The following is a 20061-nucleotide window of genomic DNA, read 5'->3' as shown; positions in this document are numbered from 1 at the left end:
TCGTGACACAGCTAAAAGGGTTAAATGCTTTGGAAGAGCAAATCACTCAAGACCTACAAAACCTTAATCTGCCATTAAACCGCTGGTCATTATCGCCAAACCAGTCTGATGACCATCAATTAGATGTTGCAATTATCGGTGCGGGCATGTCAGGGGTCACGGCAGCCTTTGCCCTTAAATTACAAGGGATTGATGCGATAGTTTTTGATCAAGCCCCAGAAGGTCAAGAAGGCCCATGGCAAACGCCGGCCTTGATGGAAACATTGCGTTCACCAAAACAGGTGGTTGGCCCTGCACTCGCGTCACCCTCTTTAACTTTTCAAGCTTGGTTTAAAGCTCAGTTTGGTGACGATGAGTGGGAAGCACTTGATAAAATTCCTCGTTTACAATGGGGGGAATATCTACAATGGTTTAAAACCATGACGTCGCCAGTGGTTTTCAATCAATATCAATTAACTGATATTCAAGTCAACCCACAAGGTTGCCTACTCACATTTGCAACACCTAACGGTAAACAGCAATATCAAGCACAGCATGTGATCCTTGCGACAGGTATGGAATCCTTTAGCGAACCTAATATTCCAAGCTTTATGGCGGAGATCCCTTCTGCTTACTGGGAGCACTCTTACGCCGGTAGTGATTACAGCCGGTTTAAAGGGTTAGATATTGCGGTCGTAGGATACAGTGCCGGTGCTATGGATAGCTCGGCAACAGCACTTGAACAGGGTGCTCGCTCTGTTGAATTATTGATCCGAGCGAAAGATATGCCAAGGGTGAATCGCGGAAAAGTCGCAGGCAACCCTGGCTTTACTCAAGCTTATCACCAGCTTACCGATGCACAAAAATGGCATTACAGTGATTATGTTGCTAAAGCAAAAACGCCGGCCCCGCATGGCAGCACGCTGAGAGTCTCTCGGCATGAAAATGCTTATTTTAACTTTAATACACAGGTCAAAAAGATAGACATCAATGGTGAGAAACTGCATATCGCCACAACCACAGGGGAATATGTGGTCGATTACCTGATCTTAGCGACCGGATATCGCATTAATTGGCAGCGCCACAGTGCATTTAATCACATCGCGCCTTTTATTCGTAAATGGGGTGATGTGTATACCCCTTCTAAAGCTGAACAAAATAGTGAGTTTGCCTCCTATCCCTATTTAGGCCATCACTTTGAATTTCTCCCTAAAACCGATTGTGAGTTACCTAAGCTCAGTAATATTTACTGCTTTAACTTAGCTGCATCCTTAAGTATGGGGCCACTTATTGGTTTGATCCCTAATACCAATACAGGCGCGCAGAAACTGGCTGAACATATCGCTGCTCAGTTGTACCTCGCTCATCATGAGCAACATTTAGAGCAGGTAAAAAATAGCACTGAAGCGGAGCTACTAGGTGATGAATGGCAACCTGCTCTCCCCTATAGCCAGCGAACACCACAAACGAGCAATGTGGAGTGATTGATGATTACATTTAAAAATATTCAGAAGGTCTATGAAAAAGAAGGCCATTCACTCACTGCCTTACAGGATGTGAATTTGCAGATTCATGAAGGTGATATTTTTGGGTTTATTGGCTATAGCGGTGCAGGAAAAAGCTCCTTGATCCGTCTCGTCAACCAACTTGAAAAACCCTCGTCAGGTGAAGTGATCATTAATGGGAAAAATATTGCTCACCATAGTGCAACTGAAATTCGAGCCCATAAAAAAAGCATCGGCATGATCTTCCAGCACTTCAATTTGTTAGAAACGAAGACCGTTGCACAGAATATCGCCATGCCGTTATTGCTATCAGGAGTCGACAAAAAAGAAATTCAGCGACGCGTGGATGATATTTTAGCCTATGTAGAGCTGAGTGATAAAAAACACCAATATCCTGGGCAACTATCAGGCGGACAAAAACAGCGTGTTGGTATTGCTCGAGCATTAATCAATAATCCGAAAATTTTATTGTGTGATGAAGCCACTTCTGCACTTGACCCACAAACGACACAATCTATTTTGTCATTATTAAAAAAAATTAATCGTGAACAAAATATCACCATTTTGTTGGTAACTCATGAAATGGAGGTGATTGAGCAGATATGTAATCGTGTCGCGGTAATGGAGGCGGGTCGAGTTGTCGAAGAAGGCACTGTTTTAGAGATTTTCTCAGAGCCACAACATCCGACGACAAAAAAGTTTGTCCGTACCGTACTTAACGAAGAAATCCCTGAACGTGTCTTGCACAATTTAGAGCATCAAAGCAATGTTTACCGCTTAGAGTTTTTAGGTGCTTCCGCACAGCAACCCGTTGTGAATGAACTGATCTTACAGGATAAAGTTAAAATCAATATTTTGTTTGCCAATATGAAAGAGATAAGTGGTGTCGTGTTAGGCAGTATGTTTGTCCAGATCGTCGGCCATGATGAAGATATCGACCAAGGGATCGCATTTTTACGTCAGCGCGGTGTTGCTGTCAATAAGGGGGTACTATGACACAATGGCTTGATACCGCATTAACGAGTAAACAATTTTTACTCGCGATGTCTGAAACCTTCACTATGGTTTCAATTGCACTGGTTATCGGTTCCCTATTGGGGATTTTACTGGGGATTGCACTCGTTGTGACGCGCCCTGATGGGATTTGGGAAAATAAATGGGTTTATCGCATTATTAACCCAATAATCAATACGGTCCGTTCATTGCCTTTTATTATTCTACTCGTTGCAATGATCCCTCTAACACGTTTTATGGTTGGCACCTCTATCGGCACTACGGCTGCCATTGTGCCCTTAGTTATCTATATTGCACCTTATACGGCTCGTTTAATTGAAAACTCATTATTAAGTGTGCATTCGGGGATCATTGAAGCCGCAGATTCAATGGGGGCGACCAATTGGCAAATTGTTTGGCACTTTATCTTACCTGAGGCTAAATCATCGCTAATCTTAAGCTTAACCGCAGCCAGTATCACTTTAGTGGGAGCGACAGCCATGGCTGGAGCGGTCGGTGGTGGCGGTGTCGGTGACCTAGCACTCAACTACGGTTACCAACGTTTCGACAACGTTGCTATGGCAATCACCGTCGTTACATTAGTCATTATTGTTCAAGGAATACAAATGATTGGTGATTATCTTGCTAAGAAAGCAAGATTCCACTAATTCTAGATGACCGATATATCAGATTATATCGGTCAATCTACTCTTTTCCGTCCAATGCATCATTTTATTGATAATCTCCGCATCTTTTTCGCCTGTTTTCCTCTAAATAATTATTTTTCTAATTTATAGCTTATTGATTAGCGTGAAAATTACACAAAACGCCAACCTTTACTAACTTTAAAGTTAAATCCCACAAAAAAATATAAATGAAACCGCTGATTCCACCAAACAATGCGTTCAAAAGCTTATAAAAATAGCATAAGCATGTCATAACAATTTAAAAAAATGCAGTTAATCGTCAATTTATTTGTTGTTATCTGTTGTATAATCATAATGATATGTCAATGGAAATGTTTTTAAGTCGTTTTAAACAAAAACATTATCAATGCCATGTTAATCTGAGTTTTTTCTTCTTATTGCTGATTACTTTATACGCAACACTACTGCATCATCAGCGTTTTATTAACCTCTAACCTAAATCTGATTATGCCAACAATAGAACAACTGATATTACTGACATCCATACTGATTTTACTGGGTATTTTTTCTAGCAAACTTTCTGCTCGGCTAGGCTTGCCTATGCTTGTTATGTTCCTGTTTATAGGAATGTTAGCGGGTGAAGATGGCATAGGCCAAATCGCGTTTAACAACGTGAATGTTTCCTATGCTGTAGGTTCACTCGCATTAGCCTTGATTTTGTTCGACGGTGGCCTACAAACATCAGTTAAATCGATTCGACTTGTTTGGAAGCCTGCATTTACCTTGGCCACCTTTGGGGTGTTAATTACCGCGGGCATCACCGGACTCGCCGCGGCTTATATTCTTGGCATCCCCTTACTTGAAGGGCTGTTGCTTGGCGCCATTGTCGGCTCAACAGATGCGGCGGCGGTATTCTCCCTATTGCGTAACGCGGGTATCTATCTTAATGAACGTTTACAATCAACGTTAGAAATTGAAAGTGCTACCAACGACCCAATGGCAATTTTCTTAACCGTGGGCTTACTGCAACTCCTCATGAATCAAAGCGCTTCTGGTAGCGAATTATTATTACTGTTCGTTAGCCAAATGGGGATCGGTACACTTGTCGGCCTAAGTGTTGGTTGGATTTCAATCAAGATCATTAATAAAATTAAGTTACTGGCAACAGGGTTATACCCAGTATTAGTGGCGGCGTGTGGTCTATTATCATTCGGTCTAGCCAGTAACTTACAAGGTAGTGGTTTTTTATCTATCTTCGTTACAGGCGTTGTGATTGGTAATGCACGCTTTGTTTTCCAACGTAATACCTTTTTGTTCCATGATGGGCTGGCTTGGCTCAGCCAAATCATCATGTTCGTTATGTTAGGCTTGCTAGTTAACCCAAGCTCTTTATTAGAGGTCTGGTTTGAAGGGTTGGTGATCGCACTGGTACTCACCTTTATCGCTCGCCCCATCGCTGTCGTGCCTGTATTAAAATTCTTTAAATTCAGTCGTGAAGAAATTACTCTGGTTTCTTGGGTTGGTCTGCGTGGCTCTGTTCCTATTATCTTAGCGATCTTCCCTTTTATTTATGGTCTACCAGGTGCTAACTTAATTTTTGATGTGGTTTTCTTCGTGGTATTAATCTCAGCGACGTTACAAGGCTCTACCCTACCTTATGTTGCACGCAAACTTAATTTAATGCAGCCACCACCATTACTGCCCGCTGCGACTTTGGACATTACCGCTGTCGATCAAATTGATGCTGACCTAGTAGAGTATACGTTGGGTGAGGACTGTTCTGCTGTCGGCCGCCGTCTATCTCAATTGGCACTACCTGACCAAACTGTCATCGCAATGATCACTCGTGGTAAAAGCGTGCTCCCCCCTCGTGGTTCAACAAGACTAATTGCCGATGACCATTTGTTTGTCGTCTTGAAACCAGAAAATCGTTTATTCCTCGAACGGCTGTTCTCTGAACAAGTCTCTCCTGATTTAACCCCGATAGAATTACCCACTTCTGGGCTCAGTCTAAAGGGCACAACAAGGTTAGATGAGATTTATGAGTCTTATGGCATTTTAATCGATAATGAGAATAACCAGACACTGGATCAATTTATTTATAGCATTTCAGCAAATGAGCCAATACAAGACACCGTCATTAGCTTAGCGACATTACAGATAAGAATTAGTGAGATGATCGGCTCTCGAATTGTGACGGCAGTATTAGAGCCCCTTCCACAAGAAGATAATTAGTTCAACGGCAAACATCAGTTAATTCGATTTACAATGAAATTAACTGATGTTTATATCTGCCAGCCTCTTTTATTGTCTGGATGTGCGATTTTATCTGGGTGTATTGTTGATAGCTTTATCTTCTTTAGACTATTTGATGAGTTGTTATTTTTACTCATATAATTTTCTAGATTCTTAGCTACAAAAAATAAAAGCCCGTAAACGGGCTTTTATTTCGCAAAGTATAAATAAAGATAGCTACAATAAATTATCAGTATACTCAATAGAGAGAATTCTCAATTGTTATTAGCATATTAATGTTCTTAATTGAAACAATTAAGTTTTAATTGCTTAATTAAGTTCCACTTTGGAACATAATAACTGATGATTAAATGAGTGAATAAATAGAGTCATCAAACCCTTTAGATTCTTTGTCCTCATTAGCATGAGTATCATCTTGCAGGATTTCACTGAAGAATTCGCCCATATTTACATCTAATACTTTTAGTACTCTAACTAGACAATCAATATCTATACGATTTACCCCACGTTCATAACGAAATAGTTGTTGCTCACTGATATCAATCTCTTTAGCTAACTGAAAAACGGTATAGCCTTGAGATTTTCTTAACGATTTAATTTTTTGTCCAACTGCACAAGCGACAGGATATTTTGTATTCATAAACATTCTCGCTTCAACTTATATTATTAATGAAATAAAAAATCAGCAGGTGATTCTCTGTGTTTTTCTATTGTTATCTTTATTTATGATATAGCCATTTGGGTGTATTAACGACGATTCAGCATATATCTTGAGAGGGATGATATACTAGCCATATAATTAGTTTCAACTAATCCAAAAATGACATTGCAAATGTGTAACTAAATATTATCAGAATCACAAAAAGCCCACCACCTAAGTATTATTCTTTAATTTCAATAAGTTAATCTGTTTAACAATTAATAGTTGTTGTTCTATGCAGACATAGTCTAACAGGTAGCGGTAGAGTTATAATCTAAATTAACCTCATTTAACCGATAAAAAATCTAAAAATAAAAGAAATAAACAGAATAATTTAATACTGTAACACTATTAATGATTTTTCAAATCAATATTCATTTTATGAATACGCATAATAGGATAATTACAGCAATACTGTAAAACAAAGTAAAAAATGGAAATTTTTCCCATATTATCATTTTGATAACTTAAATATCAATAACTTATAACAATAGTCCTTTTGTTACAATCGGCAGAAAATACTTAATTTTTAAAGCAGCACAAAAAAACAGACTACAGCTATCATAGCTAACATAACAAAACATTAACGTTAAGTATCTTTTTGCTTTGCTATACATGAAGCATATCACAAAAAACAAAAAATTAAATTCCCACAAATAAACAGGTTTTTATCTCGCCACAACGCTCTAAAAGTGATATTTTTCTTATAGATTTTTTACATATATTAAACATGGGGAGTTTATGTCTACAAAATTTTTATCGGCAGATTTTTATCATGTTAAGCTCGACTGATACTCCTACAATTTTTTTGTTTTTAGCATCTGATATAGACAAATGAAATCTAATCCTCAACAAAAAGAACATCTACAGCATTATAAGAGTAACAATGTAGATTTTATCTAACCATTATTCTTAGCCCAATAAGAAGAGTATTTCTAGCAATAATCATTCGAAATTTATTTCCTTTTTTGATCCTACCTTCCTTATAACTCATATACAGCGTAGATATAGCGACAAATAAACACCATGCAAAATCATCTTTTAATGACGATCATTTATTGATAAGTTTTTATTGATGATCATTTTTGAACCAAACATTTTTATTAATACATATTTTAGGTGGTTTATTAATTACCTGATTAGTGACTAATAGCAACTTAATGAATATTTTTCGATATTGTAAATATTAAAACTAATTATCATTAATATTTTCATTAAATAAAATAACGGTAAGTGATAATAAAGCAAAGATAATGTGCTCGAATTAATAAGAGATTATTTTCATCAATTAGCACATTGGGTAATATTTAATATCTAAATTTAGGTTTAGACGTTGCTTTCAGCGAGTTTAATGACTGCGTTCAATTTGCACTCAACGCGTTTACAAGTTTTTTTATTATTATGCCCAGCTAACAGTCAATTAAGACTAAAATGCTGAAATATGCGCATTTAGCTCACTCTACAGCGGGAAATTTAATGGAGCTATCCGAGAAATGAATTTCTGTTATTTTATCCAGCACGCTGCGTACTAGAGCAAAATTGAATAAAAATGAGAGGTTGAAGTGTTATTATCTATGTGAGTGGTTATTTATCAATTTTACAAGCTAGCAAATCAATAAGCTCAGTGTCTTGGCTAAATCTCTGTTTGTTAGCTTCGCAGACATGACAAAAACGCTATCGATAAGCAGGGTTCGATGATCGCAAAGCGGTTACAGTGGGTTTGATTAGAATTTTAATGCGGTTTTTCATTGATACTTAAATAAACATCATGAAAATAAGGTGGTTATTGTTGATTTAGGGGATTGATTAGATGGTGGGTCGTGCAGGATTCGAACCTGCGACCAATTGATTAAAAGTCAACTGCTCTACCGACTGAGCTAACGACCCATCTGGTATGACTGATTTTAATATTAAGATGGTGGGTCGTGCAGGATTCGAACCTGCGACCAATTGATTAAAAGTCAACTGCTCTACCGACTGAGCTAACGACCCATCTATTAATTTTTATAACCAGTATTTATGAAAATGCGAGTAACTAATGAAGTGGTGGGCGATACCGGGCTCGAACCAGTGACCTCCTCCTTGTAAGGGAGATGCTCTACCAACTGAGCTAATCGCCCACTTCATGACAAGTTTCACATATTTGTAAATAAATGGTGGGCGATACCGGGCTCGAACCAGTGACCTCCTCCTTGTAAGGGAGATGCTCTACCAACTGAGCTAATCGCCCATTTATTTACTTCACTTACTTGTTTCATCGTCGACAGTGGTGGGCGATACCGGGCTCGAACCAGTGACCTCCTCCTTGTAAGGGAGATGCTCTACCAACTGAGCTAATCGCCCTGCCGTCGATGAAGGTGCATTATAGGGATCCCTCGTTCTGAGTCAACGGTTTTTGAATAGATTTTTTCTGTTCGTTGTAAAAATAAGCAAGGTGTTCCAATATTCACCAGAAAAGAACCTTATTTAACCAATAATTAAGCTTTTGTATCACCCAACCAATACAATATTAGAACAAAAATATTTTTATGCTGAGAAATTGCCTATCCTTTTTCTTTTTTTACGGATTTTATTTGCATCAACATCGATAACTTGATTGAGGTATCACTTTAGAGTGATAGAATAGAACAACATTTTAGACATGCTGACGTGTTTCTCTGGTGACCGATAGCGAGAAGAAATCTTTCGCTCACACATCAATGATAGGCTGTTTATATTTAACGCTTCCCTATTATTTAGAGAACGTTGGCATGTTAGAAACCACGTATCGCAATTAAGGCAATCTCGATGAGTAAAATTAAAACCCGTTTTGCACCTAGTCCAACAGGGTATTTACATGTTGGTGGAGCGCGTACTGCGCTTTATTCCTGGTTATTCAGCCGCCATAATCAAGGCGAATTTGTTCTGCGTATCGAAGATACGGACTTAGAACGCTCAACTCAGGAAGCTATCGATGCCATTATGGATGGTATGAACTGGTTAAATTTGAATTGGGATGAAGGCCCTTATTATCAAACGAAACGCTTTGACCGTTATAACGATGTTATTGACCAAATGCTTGAAGCAGGTACCGCTTATCGTTGCTACTGCTCAAAAGAGCGCTTAGAAGCGCTGCGTGATCAACAGATGGCATCAGGTGAAAAGCCTCGCTATGATGGCTGCTGCCGTGATCACGCCCATAACCATACGCCTGACGAGCCGCATGTTGTTCGTTTCCGTAATCCACAAGAAGGCTCAGTTATTTTTGATGATAAAATCCGTGGCCCGATTGAGTTTAGTAATCAAGAGTTAGATGACCTCATTATTCGCCGCACCGATGGCTCACCAACTTATAACTTCTGTGTGGTTATTGATGACTGGGATATGGAAATTACTCACGTTATCCGCGGTGAAGATCATATCAACAATACCCCACGCCAAATTAATATCTTAAAAGCGCTAGGAGCACCTGTTCCTGAATATGCACACGTTTCAATGATTTTAGGCGATGACGGTAAAAAACTCTCCAAGCGTCACGGTGCTGTAAGCGTTATGCAATATCGCGACGAAGGGTATTTACCAGAAGCACTACTCAACTATTTAGTTCGTTTGGGCTGGTCACATGGCGACCAAGAGATTTTTTCTCGTGAAGAAATGATTGAATACTTTAGCTTAGATGCAATTAGCAAATCAGCGAGCGCATTCAATACCGATAAGTTGCTTTGGTTAAACCACCATTATATTAATCAATTGCCACCAGAAGAAGTTGCCGTTCACCTTGCATGGCATATTGAGCAACAAAACATCAACACTGAAAATGGCCCGCAATTAGCTGAGTTAGTTAAATTGCTCGGTGAACGCTGCAAAACATTGAAAGAGATCGCTGAATCCTGCCGCTACTTCTATGAAGAGTTTGATGAGTTCGATGCAGATGCCGCGAAAAAACACTTGCGCCCTGTTGCACGTCAACCATTAGAAACGGTGAAACAAAAACTGTCAGCAATTACCGATTGGACAGCAGAAAACGTTCATCAAGCTATCGAGCAAACGGCCGCTGAATTAGACGTTGGTATGGGTAAGGTCGGCATGCCATTACGTGTCGCTGTAACTGGTGCGGGTCAATCCCCTGCGTTAGATGTTACCGTTCATGCGATTGGTCAAACACGTGCTATTGCACGCATTGATAAAGCGTTGTCGTTTATCGCCGAACGTGAAGCCTCAGCCCAGTAATTGATTTAATTAAGCCCCTATGATGGTTAGCATCATAGGGGTTCACACCTTATCAACCTTATAAGTACTCCTCTAATCTCTATACACTCCCTTATTCATTGACGAAATGCTCTATAATTCAGCAATTAAACTTAAAACCACATTATTTGATTGACACCCTGACATTGCTTGAATATTATGCCCTCCGTCCAAAAGATTTTGTTTGGGGCTATAGCTCAGCTGGGAGAGCGCTTGCATGGCATGCAAGAGGTCAGCGGTTCGATCCCGCTTAGCTCCACCATCTAATTCCCTGTTAGGTGGTATCAAAATCATTTTGTTGGGGCTATAGCTCAGCTGGGAGAGCGCTTGCATGGCATGCAAGAGGTCAGCGGTTCGATCCCGCTTAGCTCCACCACCTTATATCCTGTCAATAGTTAGTCAGCCTATTTCTGTTTTATCCCAATATAATAGATTGGTTCGGGATGTCATCCGGTTTTACTTCAGAAAAATAGCCGCTATTGAGATATAACACTTCCTCATACTATGGCTGTTTTTGATGCACTTCTTGTAAGAAGAAGTGGTTGCGGCTAGTCATGAATATCTATCACCACCGCATCCCTATTGTGCCGTATATCCCCCATCGACGGGTATAAATGCCCCTGTAATAAAACTGCTATCATCAGAAAGTAAAAATGCGACTGTTTTTGCGATCTCTTCACGCGTTGCCATGCGCCCCATTGGGTGAGTCGATGCCATCCATTCTTGAGTTTCTGTTGGTAAATTCATTATATTTGGCGTTGCGACATAACCAGGACCGATAGCATTAATCCTCACCCCTTTTTGAGCATACTCTAGTGCCGTTGCACGAGTTAGACCTAAAACAGCATGTTTTGCCGCTGTATAAGGTGAAATACCCGCAATACCAGTCACGCCATTACATGCAGATAAGTTCACGACGGCTCCGCCTCCCGCCCTGACGATTGCAGGTAATCCGTATTTTAATCCATAAAAAGTTCCACTCACATCAGTTGCGATAACGGCATCCCAATCCGCTAGTGGATAATCCTCAATAGTAACGCCATGAGGTCCTGTGATCCCTGCATTATTAACCAAATAGTGTAACGCCCCACACTGCTGCTCAATTTGTGTAATTGCTGCTTTAAATTGCTCGTGACTTGTCACATCCATCACTAAAGGAATAACACGTTCGCCACTTTGGTCTATCTTATTGGCTGCTGTTTGTAATGATATTTCGTTGCGTCCTGTTATAAACACCGTCGCACCACATTGGTATAAATGTAGTGCAATTTCTTCACCAACTCCTGTTGATGCGCCTGTCACTAAAGCGACTTTCTCTTGTAAATTTTGCATACTTCCTCTCAACATGATTAACTAAAGTTAATTAACTACACTGTATATGATTAACTTTAGTTAATCAATAGTCGATTTTATCGGATTGATAAGGCTATACTGTGTCAATAATCACTAACATGATGAGATAACATGGCAAATCAACTCGAAGATGCACTATCACTTTTGCAATGTACCTTGGTTGCGAGGCGTTTAAGCTTTACACCTGAACAGGTCACTTGGGGGCAATATGATGTATTAGAAATACTTCGGCTCAAAGGGGATCAAACACCAGGGCAATTAAGCCAACTGTTAGGCATATCTCGGCAGAATTTATCCAAGTTTCTTCGAGCACTAAAAGCACTTGGGTTCGTGAGCCAATACCAATCTGAACAAGATAAGCGAGAATTAATCACTCACTTAACCGATGAAGGTCGGGATTTTTTACAACGTGCAGCAACAGGCCGAAAAGAAAATGCCGCTAAAGTCAGTAGTGCTTTAACAGCGAATGAACAAGCTTTGTTTATCCAGCTTTCACAGAAAGTCACTGCGGCTTTAGGCCATGACTGACCCAATACAACTAAACTCGTTTTAAAGGCTTTACAAGACCATCTAGCCCCTCTATTTTTAAGCCTAATGCCATTTCCATCAGTTGCCCTAATCGCCCCTGTGGAAATGCCCCTTTTTTGTAAAACCATAGCAGGTATTCTTCAGGAAGATCGATCAATACACGACCTTGATATTTTCCAAATGGCATCCGCGTGTTTGCCATATCAATGAGATCTTGTTTTTCCATTTTTTCCTCCTAAAAGCAAAAACGGCATTCATAATGAACGCCGTTTTACACTTTACCACGCTTTTATGTTTTACAGAATTAAGCCAACAACAGCCGCTGATAGGAAGCTAACTAATGTTGAACCAAACAGCAGTTTCAAGCCAAAACGTGCAACCGTGTTACCCTGTTTCTCATTTAAGCCTTTGATTGCCCCTGCCACAATACCGATTGAGGAGAAGTTAGCAAAAGAGACTAAAAATACCGATAAAATACCGACTGAACGTGTTGATAACGTTGCTGCAACCTCTTTTAGGTCGCCCATTGCGACGAACTCGTTAGTGACCATTTTTACCGCCATGATCCCACCGACTTGCAATGCTTCTTCAGCAGGGATACCTAATATCCAAGCAAATGGGTAGAACACGTAGCCCAGCATGGTTTGGAACTTGATATCAAAAATCGCCATACAGATACCATTTACCATGGCAATCAAAGCGATAAAACCGATTAACATGGCTGATACGATAATCGCAACTTTAAAGCCGGCAAGGATATATTCACCCAACATTTCAAAGAAGCTTTGACCTTCATGAATATTGGTCATCTGTAACTCTTCTTCGGCTTCAGGTGGGTATGGGTTGATTAAGGAAAGGATCACGAAAGTACCAAACATGTTAAGTACCAATGCTGCAACCACAAAGCGCGGTTCTAGCATGGACATATATGCACCAACTATCGACATAGAAACCGTCGACATTGCCGTTGCAGCCATGGTGTACATTCTACGTTCAGACATTTTGCCTAGCTGATCTTTATAGGCAATAAAGTTTTCAGATTGGCCTAATAGCAGTGAGCTAACCGCGTTAAAAGACTCTAGCTTGCCCATACCATTGACTTTAGATAGAACCGTACCGATTACACGGATCACAAGAGGCAGCACCTTAATATGCTGTAAGATACCGATCAGTGCGGAAATAAAGATGATTGGGCAGAGGACTTGCAAGAAGAAAAACGCTAGATTGCCTTCGATCATGCCACCAAAAACGAACTTGGTCCCTTCGGCTGCATAACCTAATAAATGGGTGAAAACACTTGCAACGCCTAGTACGAATGAAGAACCGACATTAGAATTCAAGAAGAAGTATGCTAATGCAATTTGAATAACCAGTAGTTGAAAAACATAGCGTAGTCGTATCGCCTTACGGTTACTACTGGCTAAGACTGCAAGAGCGCCAATTACAACAAGGGATAGAACAAAATGCAGGATCGAGGTCATATGCGACTCCATACAAATTTAATAAAGCGGTTTATGTATCTATTCTATGTAATAGCCGACATTTAAATGAGACGGGAATCACATTAGTATGAAAACGACCCCAGTGTATTTTGCAAAAAATATATACCGATCACATTACTACAGTAAATTCTAATTCTTAGGTGGTAGATTGATACAGATCATATCATTACCCATTTTCTGGGTAATGATACTTCAAACTCTCGTTAATTATTAGGCTTCTAATAAGCGAATTAGCTCATTTTCGTCAATGACAGGTATACCTAGCTCATTTGCTTTTGCCAGTTTTGAACCTGCCGCCTCACCTGCAATGACTAAATGCGTCTTCTTAGAGACACTGCCAGAGACTTTAGCGCCGAGTGCCACTAATTTATCTTTTGCTTCATCCCGTGTCAGTTGGCTCAAAGAGCCCGTCAATACCACGGTTTTCCCTGCAAATGGACTATCTATCGTACTCACATCTACCGCAACAGCTTCTGGCCAATGAATATTCGCCTTATCTATTAACGCTTGAATGACAGTTTGATTATGCTCCTCGCGGAAAAAGTTAACGACATGCTTAGCCACCACATGACCAACATCTTGTACCGTTTTGAGTGACTCCTCATCTGCCGCCATTAGGGCTTCAAGGGTGCCATAATGCGCCGCTAAATTTGCCGCGGTAGCCTCACCGACCTCACGAATGCCTAACGCATAAATAAAACGAGCGAGAGTCGTTGATTTCGATTTATTTAGGGCTTCCACTAAATTTTGTGCCGACTTTGGCCCCATGCGATCTAAACCCGTCAATATCCCTGCACTTAATTGGTACAGATCAGCCGGATTTTTCACATATTCTTTTTCAACTAATTGGTCGATGATCTTATCGCCCATGCCATCCACATCCATCGCACGGCGTGAGACAAAATGTTTCAGTGCTTCTTTACGTTGTGCGCCACAAATCAACCCACCAGTACAACGCGCAACGGCCTCACCTTCGACACGTTCCACATCAGAGCCACAGACTGGGCAGTGAGTTGGGAAAACAATTTCTCGGCTATCGGCTGGGCGTTCAGACTCAACAACACTCACAATTTGAGGTATCACATCGCCCGCACGACGGATCACAACAGTATCACCGATATGAACCCCTAAGCGCTCAATTTCATCAGCGTTATGTAGCGTCGCATTACTGACTGTCACGCCGGCAACTTGAACTGGTTCCAAACGTGCAACAGGCGTAATTGCTCCGGTACGTCCAACTTGGAATTCAACATCTTTTAGCAATGTCATCTGCTCTTGAGCCGGGAACTTAAACGCCGTTGCCCAACGAGGTGCCCGAGACACAAAGCCTAACTCTTCTTGGGTTGCAATGTCGTTAATTTTAATGACTACCCCATCAATATCAAAGCCTAATGTTGGGCGAGCTTTTTCTATCTCATGATAAAAGTCCAATACCGCCTGAGCGCCTGTCCGTAATTGCACATACTCACTTACAGGTAACCCCCACTTCTTAAACTGCATCAGTCGCTCATAATGAGTATCTGGCAGTGTTTCACCTTCCACCAGCCCCACGCCATAGCAGTAGAACGTTAAAGGCCTTTTCGCTGTAATACGTGGGTCTAATTGGCGTAATGACCCCGCTGCCGCGTTACGAGGGTTAGCGAAAACTTTTCCACCTGTACGGCGCGCTTCCTCATTCAATGCTTCAAAGCCTTTTTGTGGCATAAATACTTCACCACGAATTTCTACCCTAGCAGGAATATTTTCACCCGTTAAACGAAGTGGAATAGCACGAATTGTACGAACATTAGAGGTAATATTTTCCCCCACAGTTCCATCACCGCGAGTAGCGGCTTGGATGAGTTCGCCATTCTCATACAGTAAGCTCACCGCAAGGCCATCTAATTTTAATTCACAACAGAAGGTTTGTTCTTGCTGATCTTTTAATCGGTCTCTCACGCGTTTGTCGAAAGCAAGATAGCTTTCTTCATCAAATACGTTATCAAGCGATAACATCGGTATTTCATGACGTACGGTGTCAAACGCCGCTAATGGAGCCGCACCCACTCGCTGAGTCGGTGAGTCACTGGTGATCCATTCAGGATGTTCCGCTTCGATAGCCTTCAGCTCTTCCATGAGTTTGTCATATTCTGCATCTGGGATTTCAGGTGCATCTAATACATGATATTGATATTCATGATGACGTAATTGTTGTTTGAGTGTATCGAGATGTTGTTTTGTAGTCATGTTTCACCAGTAAAGATAAAAAACCCCCAGTTAAGGGGGTTTCGTTGATTCTGATATTTAATTCAGTGTGTTGCGGATCCGAGCATGGTACACCTCAATTTTCTGAGGTGTGAGCATTTTACGCTCATCATCAAGGACTACGCCCCCCACATCGGAAGCAATACGCTGTGCAGCTTGCAACATCAATTTGAAATTTTGCCCAGCTTCACCATACGATGGCACCATCATAAACATAGAGATACCCGGAGTGGTGAACTCTGACATCGTTTCTGGATCAAAAGACCCCGGTTTCACCATATTAGCAAGACTAAATAAAACCGGCCCTGTTCCCGATGGATGCACATGTCGATGGAAAATACGCATTTCACCGAACTGGAAGCCCGCTTGAAGAATGCTTTGCAACAGCGCTTCACCTTGTAGAACTTGCCCCTGAAGTGCAGCTACATGAAGAACCAGAACCGTCTCCTTGTTGTTCTCTGAAGATTGGTTTTGCGGTTGTTCAGTTTTCTTCTCAGTGTGCGCCTGTTCCTGTTCATGGTGTGTCGGCTGTGGCCCCTCTTGCTCTTCGTGAATGTCAAAATCAAATTCTGGTTGTTCAGGCGCATGCTGAGTGCGCCCATTCGCTGTAGAGACTGGTGTCGCTATTGGTTGAACCGTTGGTTCCACCTTCATCGCGGGTTGTTCATTTACAGCATTAACGCGCGAGTCAATATCAGATTCAACAGGCTCTGAACGCTCAGGCGTAATATTTAATACAGGCTCGGTATCACGAGTAGAAGGTGTAATGGGTGGCAAATCAGGTTCGGCACGACGTTCTTCTTGAACCTGACGAGCAGGCTCAGAAACTACCGGTGAAGAGACGGGAGGCTCTACCTTTTGAGTTTCACTGAATAATGCAGAATCATCATCATAATCCGATGATTTATCCTGACTGTCATGTTTTCGGCGTTTTACGGGACGATCACGGAATAACTTAGAGCGCTCTTTACGGCTGGTCCATAAACCATGCAGTAATAACGCAATTATGGCTATCGCACCTACGACCACTAATATCAGACGCAAATCCTGCATCGCTGCTATCTCTAATTGTTGAATGATAATGCCACCACGGCAAAAAATAAGCCAAAATACTTTAAGTTGCAAGCCAAGGCGCACTCCCGCTCCCCTCGCCCCACATTGCGGTATGATTTTGGGGATTTCAGCGGTAAAACGCCGTCAACCGAAAAACAACTTAAAAAATGACGGATATATCTTAAGATTATTTGTCAAACGTGCTAAGTGCAACCCCCTAAACGATTTTCTGATAAGAAAGAGACAATTCTGCTTTCGTTTGCTGCTTTTTTAAGCAAATACTGACTAGCCAGCCTAAAAACCTATCTATATGATACATAGTCAACCGCAAAGGAGAGAATAAGAAGTATGATACAATCGACAGATTCGCAACAAAAAAGCCATTCAGGTTTTTATTACTTCGTTCAAGGATGGCGTCTTGTTACACGTCCAGGTATTAAACGTTTTGTTATTCTACCACTTTTAGCCAATATCATCTTACTTGGTGGTGCATTTTGGTGGTTATATACCAAACTTGGTGGTTGGATTGACCAAGTCATGAGCTATATTCCTAGTTGGTTACAATGGCTTGATTATCTTATTTGGCCTATTTCCGTTATTTCGATTTTACTTATATTTACTTACTTTTTCAGTACGGTTGCCAACATTATCGCCGCACCGTTTAATGGTTGGTTATCCGAAAAGCTCGAATCAGAATTAACCGGTGTGCCCGCCCCTGATGGCGGTATTGTTGATATCGCAAAAGATGTTCCACGCATGGTTAAGCGTGAGTTTGTTAGGATCGGTTATTATCTTCCGCGCGCTATTGGCTTATTAATTTTGTTTTTTATCCCTGGTATTGGGCAAACTGTTGCTCCCATTCTTTGGTTCCTATTCGGTGCGTGGATGATGTCAATCCAGTATTGCGATTATCCATTTGATAATCACCGCGTTAGCTTTAGTGAAATGAAAAATGCTTTAGCCAAAGACCGCATGAATAATATTCAATTTGGTGGAGCAGTTAGTGTGTTAATGATGATACCTATCCTTAACTTGATTATTATGCCTGTTGCCGTTTGTGGCGCGACCTTAATGTGGGTTGACCAATACCGCGCTCGTCATGCACGCTATTAATTATTCACTGATTTGATCAAGAGTGCGGGGGGAATTTACACCTCGCACTTTTTCATCTTCAACCTCCCTCAGACCACAGACACAGCGCAACATATTTTATGATAGGTGCTTGTGTCACAACCTTTTACTTATAATTTTTCCATATAAGATAGCAATTCGTTATAAGCTTATACTTAATTTATATTTGCAATAATAGCGAGTTCACGTATGTTTGGAGTCAATCTTATCTATCATTCTCAGTTCTAAATAGGCAACTGCCTGATTATAAGGATATCCCATGAGTAAAATTTATGATGATAATTCGCTAACCATTGGCCATACCCCATTAGTACGTTTAAAGCATTTCGGCAATGGCAATATCTTAGCGAAAGTTGAATCACGCAACCCAAGTTTCAGCGTTAAATGCCGTATTGGTGCGAATATGATTTGGGATGCTGAGAAAAAAGGACTTCTGACCAAAGAAAAAGAGCTGGTTGAACCTACTAGTGGTAATACAGGGATTGCTTTGGCGTATGTCGCCGCGGCTAGAGGCTACAAATTAACATTGACCATGCCTGAAACGATGAGCGTCGAACGCCGTAAACTGCTTAAAGCATTAGGGGCGAATCTTGTATTGACTGAAGGCGCTAAAGGGATGAAAGGCGCCATTGAGAAAGCCGAAGAAATCGTCAACAGCAATCCGCATAAGTATATTTTGCTGCAACAATTTAATAATCCAGCTAACCCTGAAATTCATGAAAAAACGACAGGACCTGAGATTTGGAGTGATACTGACGGTAAGGTTGATGTTGTTATCGCGGGTGTGGGAACTGGGGGTACTATCACCGGTATCGGTCGTTATTTGAAAAAAACCAAGGGCAAAAATGTCACTCTGGTTGCGGTAGAGCCTGAAACGTCCCCTGTTATTAGCCAAACGCTAGCAGGAGATGAAGTCAAGCCAGGCCCACATAAAATTCAAGGGATCGGGGCTGGTTTCATTCCTGGCAACCTAGATATCACGCTTATTGATAGAGTATTTAAAATCAGTGATGATGAAGCCATTCAAACTGCCCGCCAATTAATGGAAAAAGAAGGGATCCTAGCAGGGATTTCATCAGGTGCTGCTCTTGCAGCCGCAGTAAAACTCGCAGCTGAACCTGAATTTAAAGATAAAAACATTGTTGTTATCTTACCTTCATCAGGCGAGCGCTATTTATCAACGGTTCTATTTTCCGATCTATCCGCCGAGTAATTTTAAAAACCGTTAATTAATCGTTAAAAAAGCACCTAATTGGTGCTTTTTTTGTGGAATGGATCAAACTTTAGCACGTATTGAGATGATTTCTGACCTAGGGTTTAGTATTAAACATAGTAATTATTTTGAGCCACGAAATTAATCAACTTTAAGTCAAAGATTTGTTCAATTACTCATATTCTTTGCGATTTAAATTGACATTATTTAGGCCAATAAACTGAAAAAGTGTTGATACGCAACAAAGTAGGAAACCTTTTTAACAGTTAATAATCTAACAATACGCAAACCTAAGTTTATTCAACTACACTAGCTTAGGTCATTATAAAAAACTAAAGTTATTGAGGAAATAATATGTTCCAGCAAGAAGTCACTATTACAGCACCTAACGGCTTACATACTCGCCCTGCCGCTCAATTTGTGAAAGAAGCCAAAGCATTCTCTTCTGATATTACTTTGACTTCTGGTGGCAAATCAGCAAGCGCAAAAAGCCTATTTAAGTTACAAACTCTAGGCTTAACTCAAGGTACTGTTGTGACAATTTCTGCCGAAGGCGAAGATGAAAAACAAGCAGTTGAGCATTTAGTTAAACTGATGGGTGAGTTGGAATAACCGCACAAGCAAGAGAGCCTGTGTCACCGCATTAATCTTCATCCCTGAATGGCATCATTCAGGGATATCAGTTTACACACAGATAAGCTTACTGTTGTCTTTTCAACATCAGAACACC

At 40.8% G+C, this 20061-nt stretch carries 15 protein-coding genes and 7 tRNA genes; 11 read left to right on the top strand and 11 right to left on the bottom strand.

Translation table 11 applies throughout. The annotated features are described in order from the left end of the window. The first annotated feature begins 2 nt into the window (after positions 1-2). The 4 genes from PSE69_RS05530 (at position 3) to PSE69_RS05515 (ending at position 5359) form a co-directional block, all read left to right on the top strand. The gene (locus PSE69_RS05530) at positions 3-1463 is read left to right on the top strand and encodes an NAD(P)-binding domain-containing protein (protein WP_121874593.1); all 1461 of its coding nucleotides are present in this window, start codon (positions 3-5) and stop codon (positions 1461-1463) included. 3 nt (positions 1464-1466) lie between these two features. Then, positions 1467-2480, top strand: a complete 1014-nt coding sequence (locus tag PSE69_RS05525) for a methionine ABC transporter ATP-binding protein (RefSeq protein ID WP_004921283.1) — start codon at positions 1467-1469, stop codon at positions 2478-2480. Then, positions 2477-3145 carry a methionine ABC transporter permease gene (locus PSE69_RS05520; RefSeq protein WP_004921285.1) on the top strand — a complete coding sequence of 223 codons (669 nt, stop codon included), beginning with the start codon at positions 2477-2479 and terminating at the stop codon, positions 3143-3145. Before PSE69_RS05525 ends, PSE69_RS05520 begins: the two co-directional genes overlap by 4 nt. A 486-nt stretch (positions 3146-3631) precedes the next feature. Further along, entirely contained in the window at positions 3632-5359 is a 1728-nt protein-coding gene (locus PSE69_RS05515) for a potassium/proton antiporter (protein ID WP_076914141.1), read from the top strand. A gap of 367 nt (positions 5360-5726) precedes the next feature. On the opposite strand, the gene PSE69_RS05510 is transcribed toward PSE69_RS05515, so the two are convergent. The 6 genes from PSE69_RS05510 to PSE69_RS05485 all read right to left on the bottom strand — a co-directional run bounded on the left by PSE69_RS05510 (position 5727) and on the right by PSE69_RS05485 (position 8423). Beyond that, positions 5727-6020, bottom strand: coding sequence for a helix-turn-helix domain-containing protein (locus PSE69_RS05510; protein WP_014656306.1), 294 nt, complete (start codon positions 6018-6020; stop codon positions 5727-5729). Between the two features lie 1871 nt (positions 6021-7891). Continuing rightward, positions 7892-7967 (bottom strand) — tRNA-Lys (locus PSE69_RS05505). Positions 7968-7996: 29 nt separating this feature from the next. Further along, positions 7997-8072 (bottom strand) — tRNA-Lys (locus PSE69_RS05500). A 52-nt stretch (positions 8073-8124) separates the two neighbouring features. Beyond that, positions 8125-8200: transfer RNA gene (locus PSE69_RS05495), tRNA-Val, on the bottom strand. 34 nt (positions 8201-8234) lie between these two features. Next, positions 8235-8310: transfer RNA gene (locus PSE69_RS05490), tRNA-Val, on the bottom strand. A gap of 37 nt (positions 8311-8347) precedes the next feature. Continuing rightward, a tRNA-Val gene (locus tag PSE69_RS05485) sits at positions 8348-8423 on the bottom strand. Positions 8424-8867: 444 nt separating this feature from the next. Here PSE69_RS05485 and gltX point away from each other — a divergent pair. The 3 genes from gltX to PSE69_RS05470 all read left to right on the top strand — a co-directional run bounded on the left by gltX (position 8868) and on the right by PSE69_RS05470 (position 10683). Further along, positions 8868-10289, top strand: a complete 1422-nt coding sequence (gene gltX, locus PSE69_RS05480) for a glutamate--tRNA ligase (protein WP_004921297.1) — start codon at positions 8868-8870, stop codon at positions 10287-10289. A gap of 204 nt (positions 10290-10493) precedes the next feature. Beyond that, positions 10494-10569, top strand: a tRNA-Ala gene (locus tag PSE69_RS05475). A gap of 38 nt (positions 10570-10607) precedes the next feature. Then, positions 10608-10683, top strand: a tRNA-Ala gene (locus PSE69_RS05470). Positions 10684-10886: 203 nt separating this feature from the next. Here the strand turns inward: PSE69_RS05470 and PSE69_RS05465 are convergent. Next, positions 10887-11639 (bottom strand): SDR family NAD(P)-dependent oxidoreductase, encoded by a 753-nt coding sequence (locus PSE69_RS05465; RefSeq protein ID WP_014656307.1) that lies wholly within the window; start codon positions 11637-11639, stop codon positions 10887-10889. Between the two features lie 132 nt (positions 11640-11771). Here PSE69_RS05465 and PSE69_RS05460 point away from each other — a divergent pair, with 132 nt between their 5' ends. Further along, complete coding sequence (locus PSE69_RS05460; protein WP_004921302.1) at positions 11772-12188, top strand: MarR family winged helix-turn-helix transcriptional regulator; 417 nt, start codon at positions 11772-11774, stop codon at positions 12186-12188. A gap of 10 nt (positions 12189-12198) precedes the next feature. On the opposite strand, the gene PSE69_RS05455 is transcribed toward PSE69_RS05460, so the two are convergent. The 4 genes from PSE69_RS05455 to zipA all read right to left on the bottom strand — a co-directional run bounded on the left by PSE69_RS05455 (position 12199) and on the right by zipA (position 16987). Continuing rightward, positions 12199-12414: a DUF3820 family protein gene (locus tag PSE69_RS05455; protein WP_004921304.1), complete on the bottom strand. Its 216-nt coding sequence runs from the start codon at positions 12412-12414 to the stop codon at positions 12199-12201. A gap of 70 nt (positions 12415-12484) precedes the next feature. Then, on the bottom strand, positions 12485-13669 hold the full coding sequence (locus PSE69_RS05450; RefSeq protein ID WP_014656308.1) for a NupC/NupG family nucleoside CNT transporter: 1185 nt from the start codon (positions 13667-13669) through the stop codon (positions 12485-12487). 231 nt (positions 13670-13900) lie between these two features. Next, on the bottom strand, positions 13901-15916 hold the full coding sequence (ligA, locus tag PSE69_RS05445; RefSeq protein ID WP_040133311.1) for an NAD-dependent DNA ligase LigA: 2016 nt from the start codon (positions 15914-15916) through the stop codon (positions 13901-13903). A 57-nt stretch (positions 15917-15973) separates the two neighbouring features. Further along, on the bottom strand, positions 15974-16987 hold the full coding sequence (gene zipA, locus PSE69_RS05440; RefSeq protein WP_171830977.1) for a cell division protein ZipA: 1014 nt from the start codon (positions 16985-16987) through the stop codon (positions 15974-15976). 348 nt (positions 16988-17335) lie between these two features. Here zipA and cysZ point away from each other — a divergent pair, with 348 nt between their 5' ends. From cysZ to ptsH, 3 genes are all read left to right on the top strand, one after another. After that, positions 17336-18100, top strand: a complete 765-nt coding sequence (gene cysZ / locus PSE69_RS05435) for a sulfate transporter CysZ (protein ID WP_004921313.1) — start codon at positions 17336-17338, stop codon at positions 18098-18100. Between the two features lie 277 nt (positions 18101-18377). Further along, positions 18378-19331 (top strand): cysteine synthase A, encoded by a 954-nt coding sequence (cysK, locus tag PSE69_RS05430; protein WP_004921315.1) that lies wholly within the window; start codon positions 18378-18380, stop codon positions 19329-19331. 354 nt (positions 19332-19685) lie between these two features. Beyond that, positions 19686-19943, top strand: a complete 258-nt coding sequence (ptsH, locus tag PSE69_RS05425) for a phosphocarrier protein Hpr (protein ID WP_004921318.1) — start codon at positions 19686-19688, stop codon at positions 19941-19943. Positions 19944-20061: the final 118 nt, after the last annotated feature.

This window comes from Providencia sp. PROV122 (assembly GCF_028482365.1).
GTDB lineage: Bacteria > Pseudomonadota > Gammaproteobacteria > Enterobacterales > Enterobacteriaceae > Providencia > Providencia stuartii.
This window is presented reverse-complemented; position numbering and strand designations above follow the sequence as displayed.

Bases quoted from the DNA above. Each gene is read 5' to 3' on its own strand.
- cysZ (WP_004921313.1), top strand. From the start codon at position 17,336: ATGATACAATCGACAGATTCGCAACAAAAAAGCCATTCAGGTTTTTAT.
- PSE69_RS05465 (WP_014656307.1), bottom strand. From the start codon at position 11,639: ATGCAAAATTTACAAGAGAAAGTCGCTTTAGTGACAGGCGCATCAACA.
- PSE69_RS05510 (WP_014656306.1), bottom strand. From the start codon at position 6,020: ATGAATACAAAATATCCTGTCGCTTGTGCAGTTGGACAAAAAATTAAA.
- PSE69_RS05525 (WP_004921283.1), top strand. From the start codon at position 1,467: ATGATTACATTTAAAAATATTCAGAAGGTCTATGAAAAAGAAGGCCAT.
- PSE69_RS05455 (WP_004921304.1), bottom strand. From the start codon at position 12,414: ATGGAAAAACAAGATCTCATTGATATGGCAAACACGCGGATGCCATTT.
- PSE69_RS05520 (WP_004921285.1), top strand. From the start codon at position 2,477: ATGACACAATGGCTTGATACCGCATTAACGAGTAAACAATTTTTACTC.
- zipA (WP_171830977.1), bottom strand. From the start codon at position 16,987: ATGCAGGATTTGCGTCTGATATTAGTGGTCGTAGGTGCGATAGCCATA.
- gltX (WP_004921297.1), top strand. From the start codon at position 8,868: ATGAGTAAAATTAAAACCCGTTTTGCACCTAGTCCAACAGGGTATTTA.
- ptsH (WP_004921318.1), top strand. From the start codon at position 19,686: ATGTTCCAGCAAGAAGTCACTATTACAGCACCTAACGGCTTACATACT.
- PSE69_RS05450 (WP_014656308.1), bottom strand. From the start codon at position 13,669: ATGACCTCGATCCTGCATTTTGTTCTATCCCTTGTTGTAATTGGCGCT.
- PSE69_RS05515 (WP_076914141.1), top strand. From the start codon at position 3,632: ATGCCAACAATAGAACAACTGATATTACTGACATCCATACTGATTTTA.
- ligA (WP_040133311.1), bottom strand. From the start codon at position 15,916: ATGACTACAAAACAACATCTCGATACACTCAAACAACAATTACGTCAT.
- cysK (WP_004921315.1), top strand. From the start codon at position 18,378: ATGAGTAAAATTTATGATGATAATTCGCTAACCATTGGCCATACCCCA.
- PSE69_RS05460 (WP_004921302.1), top strand. From the start codon at position 11,772: ATGGCAAATCAACTCGAAGATGCACTATCACTTTTGCAATGTACCTTG.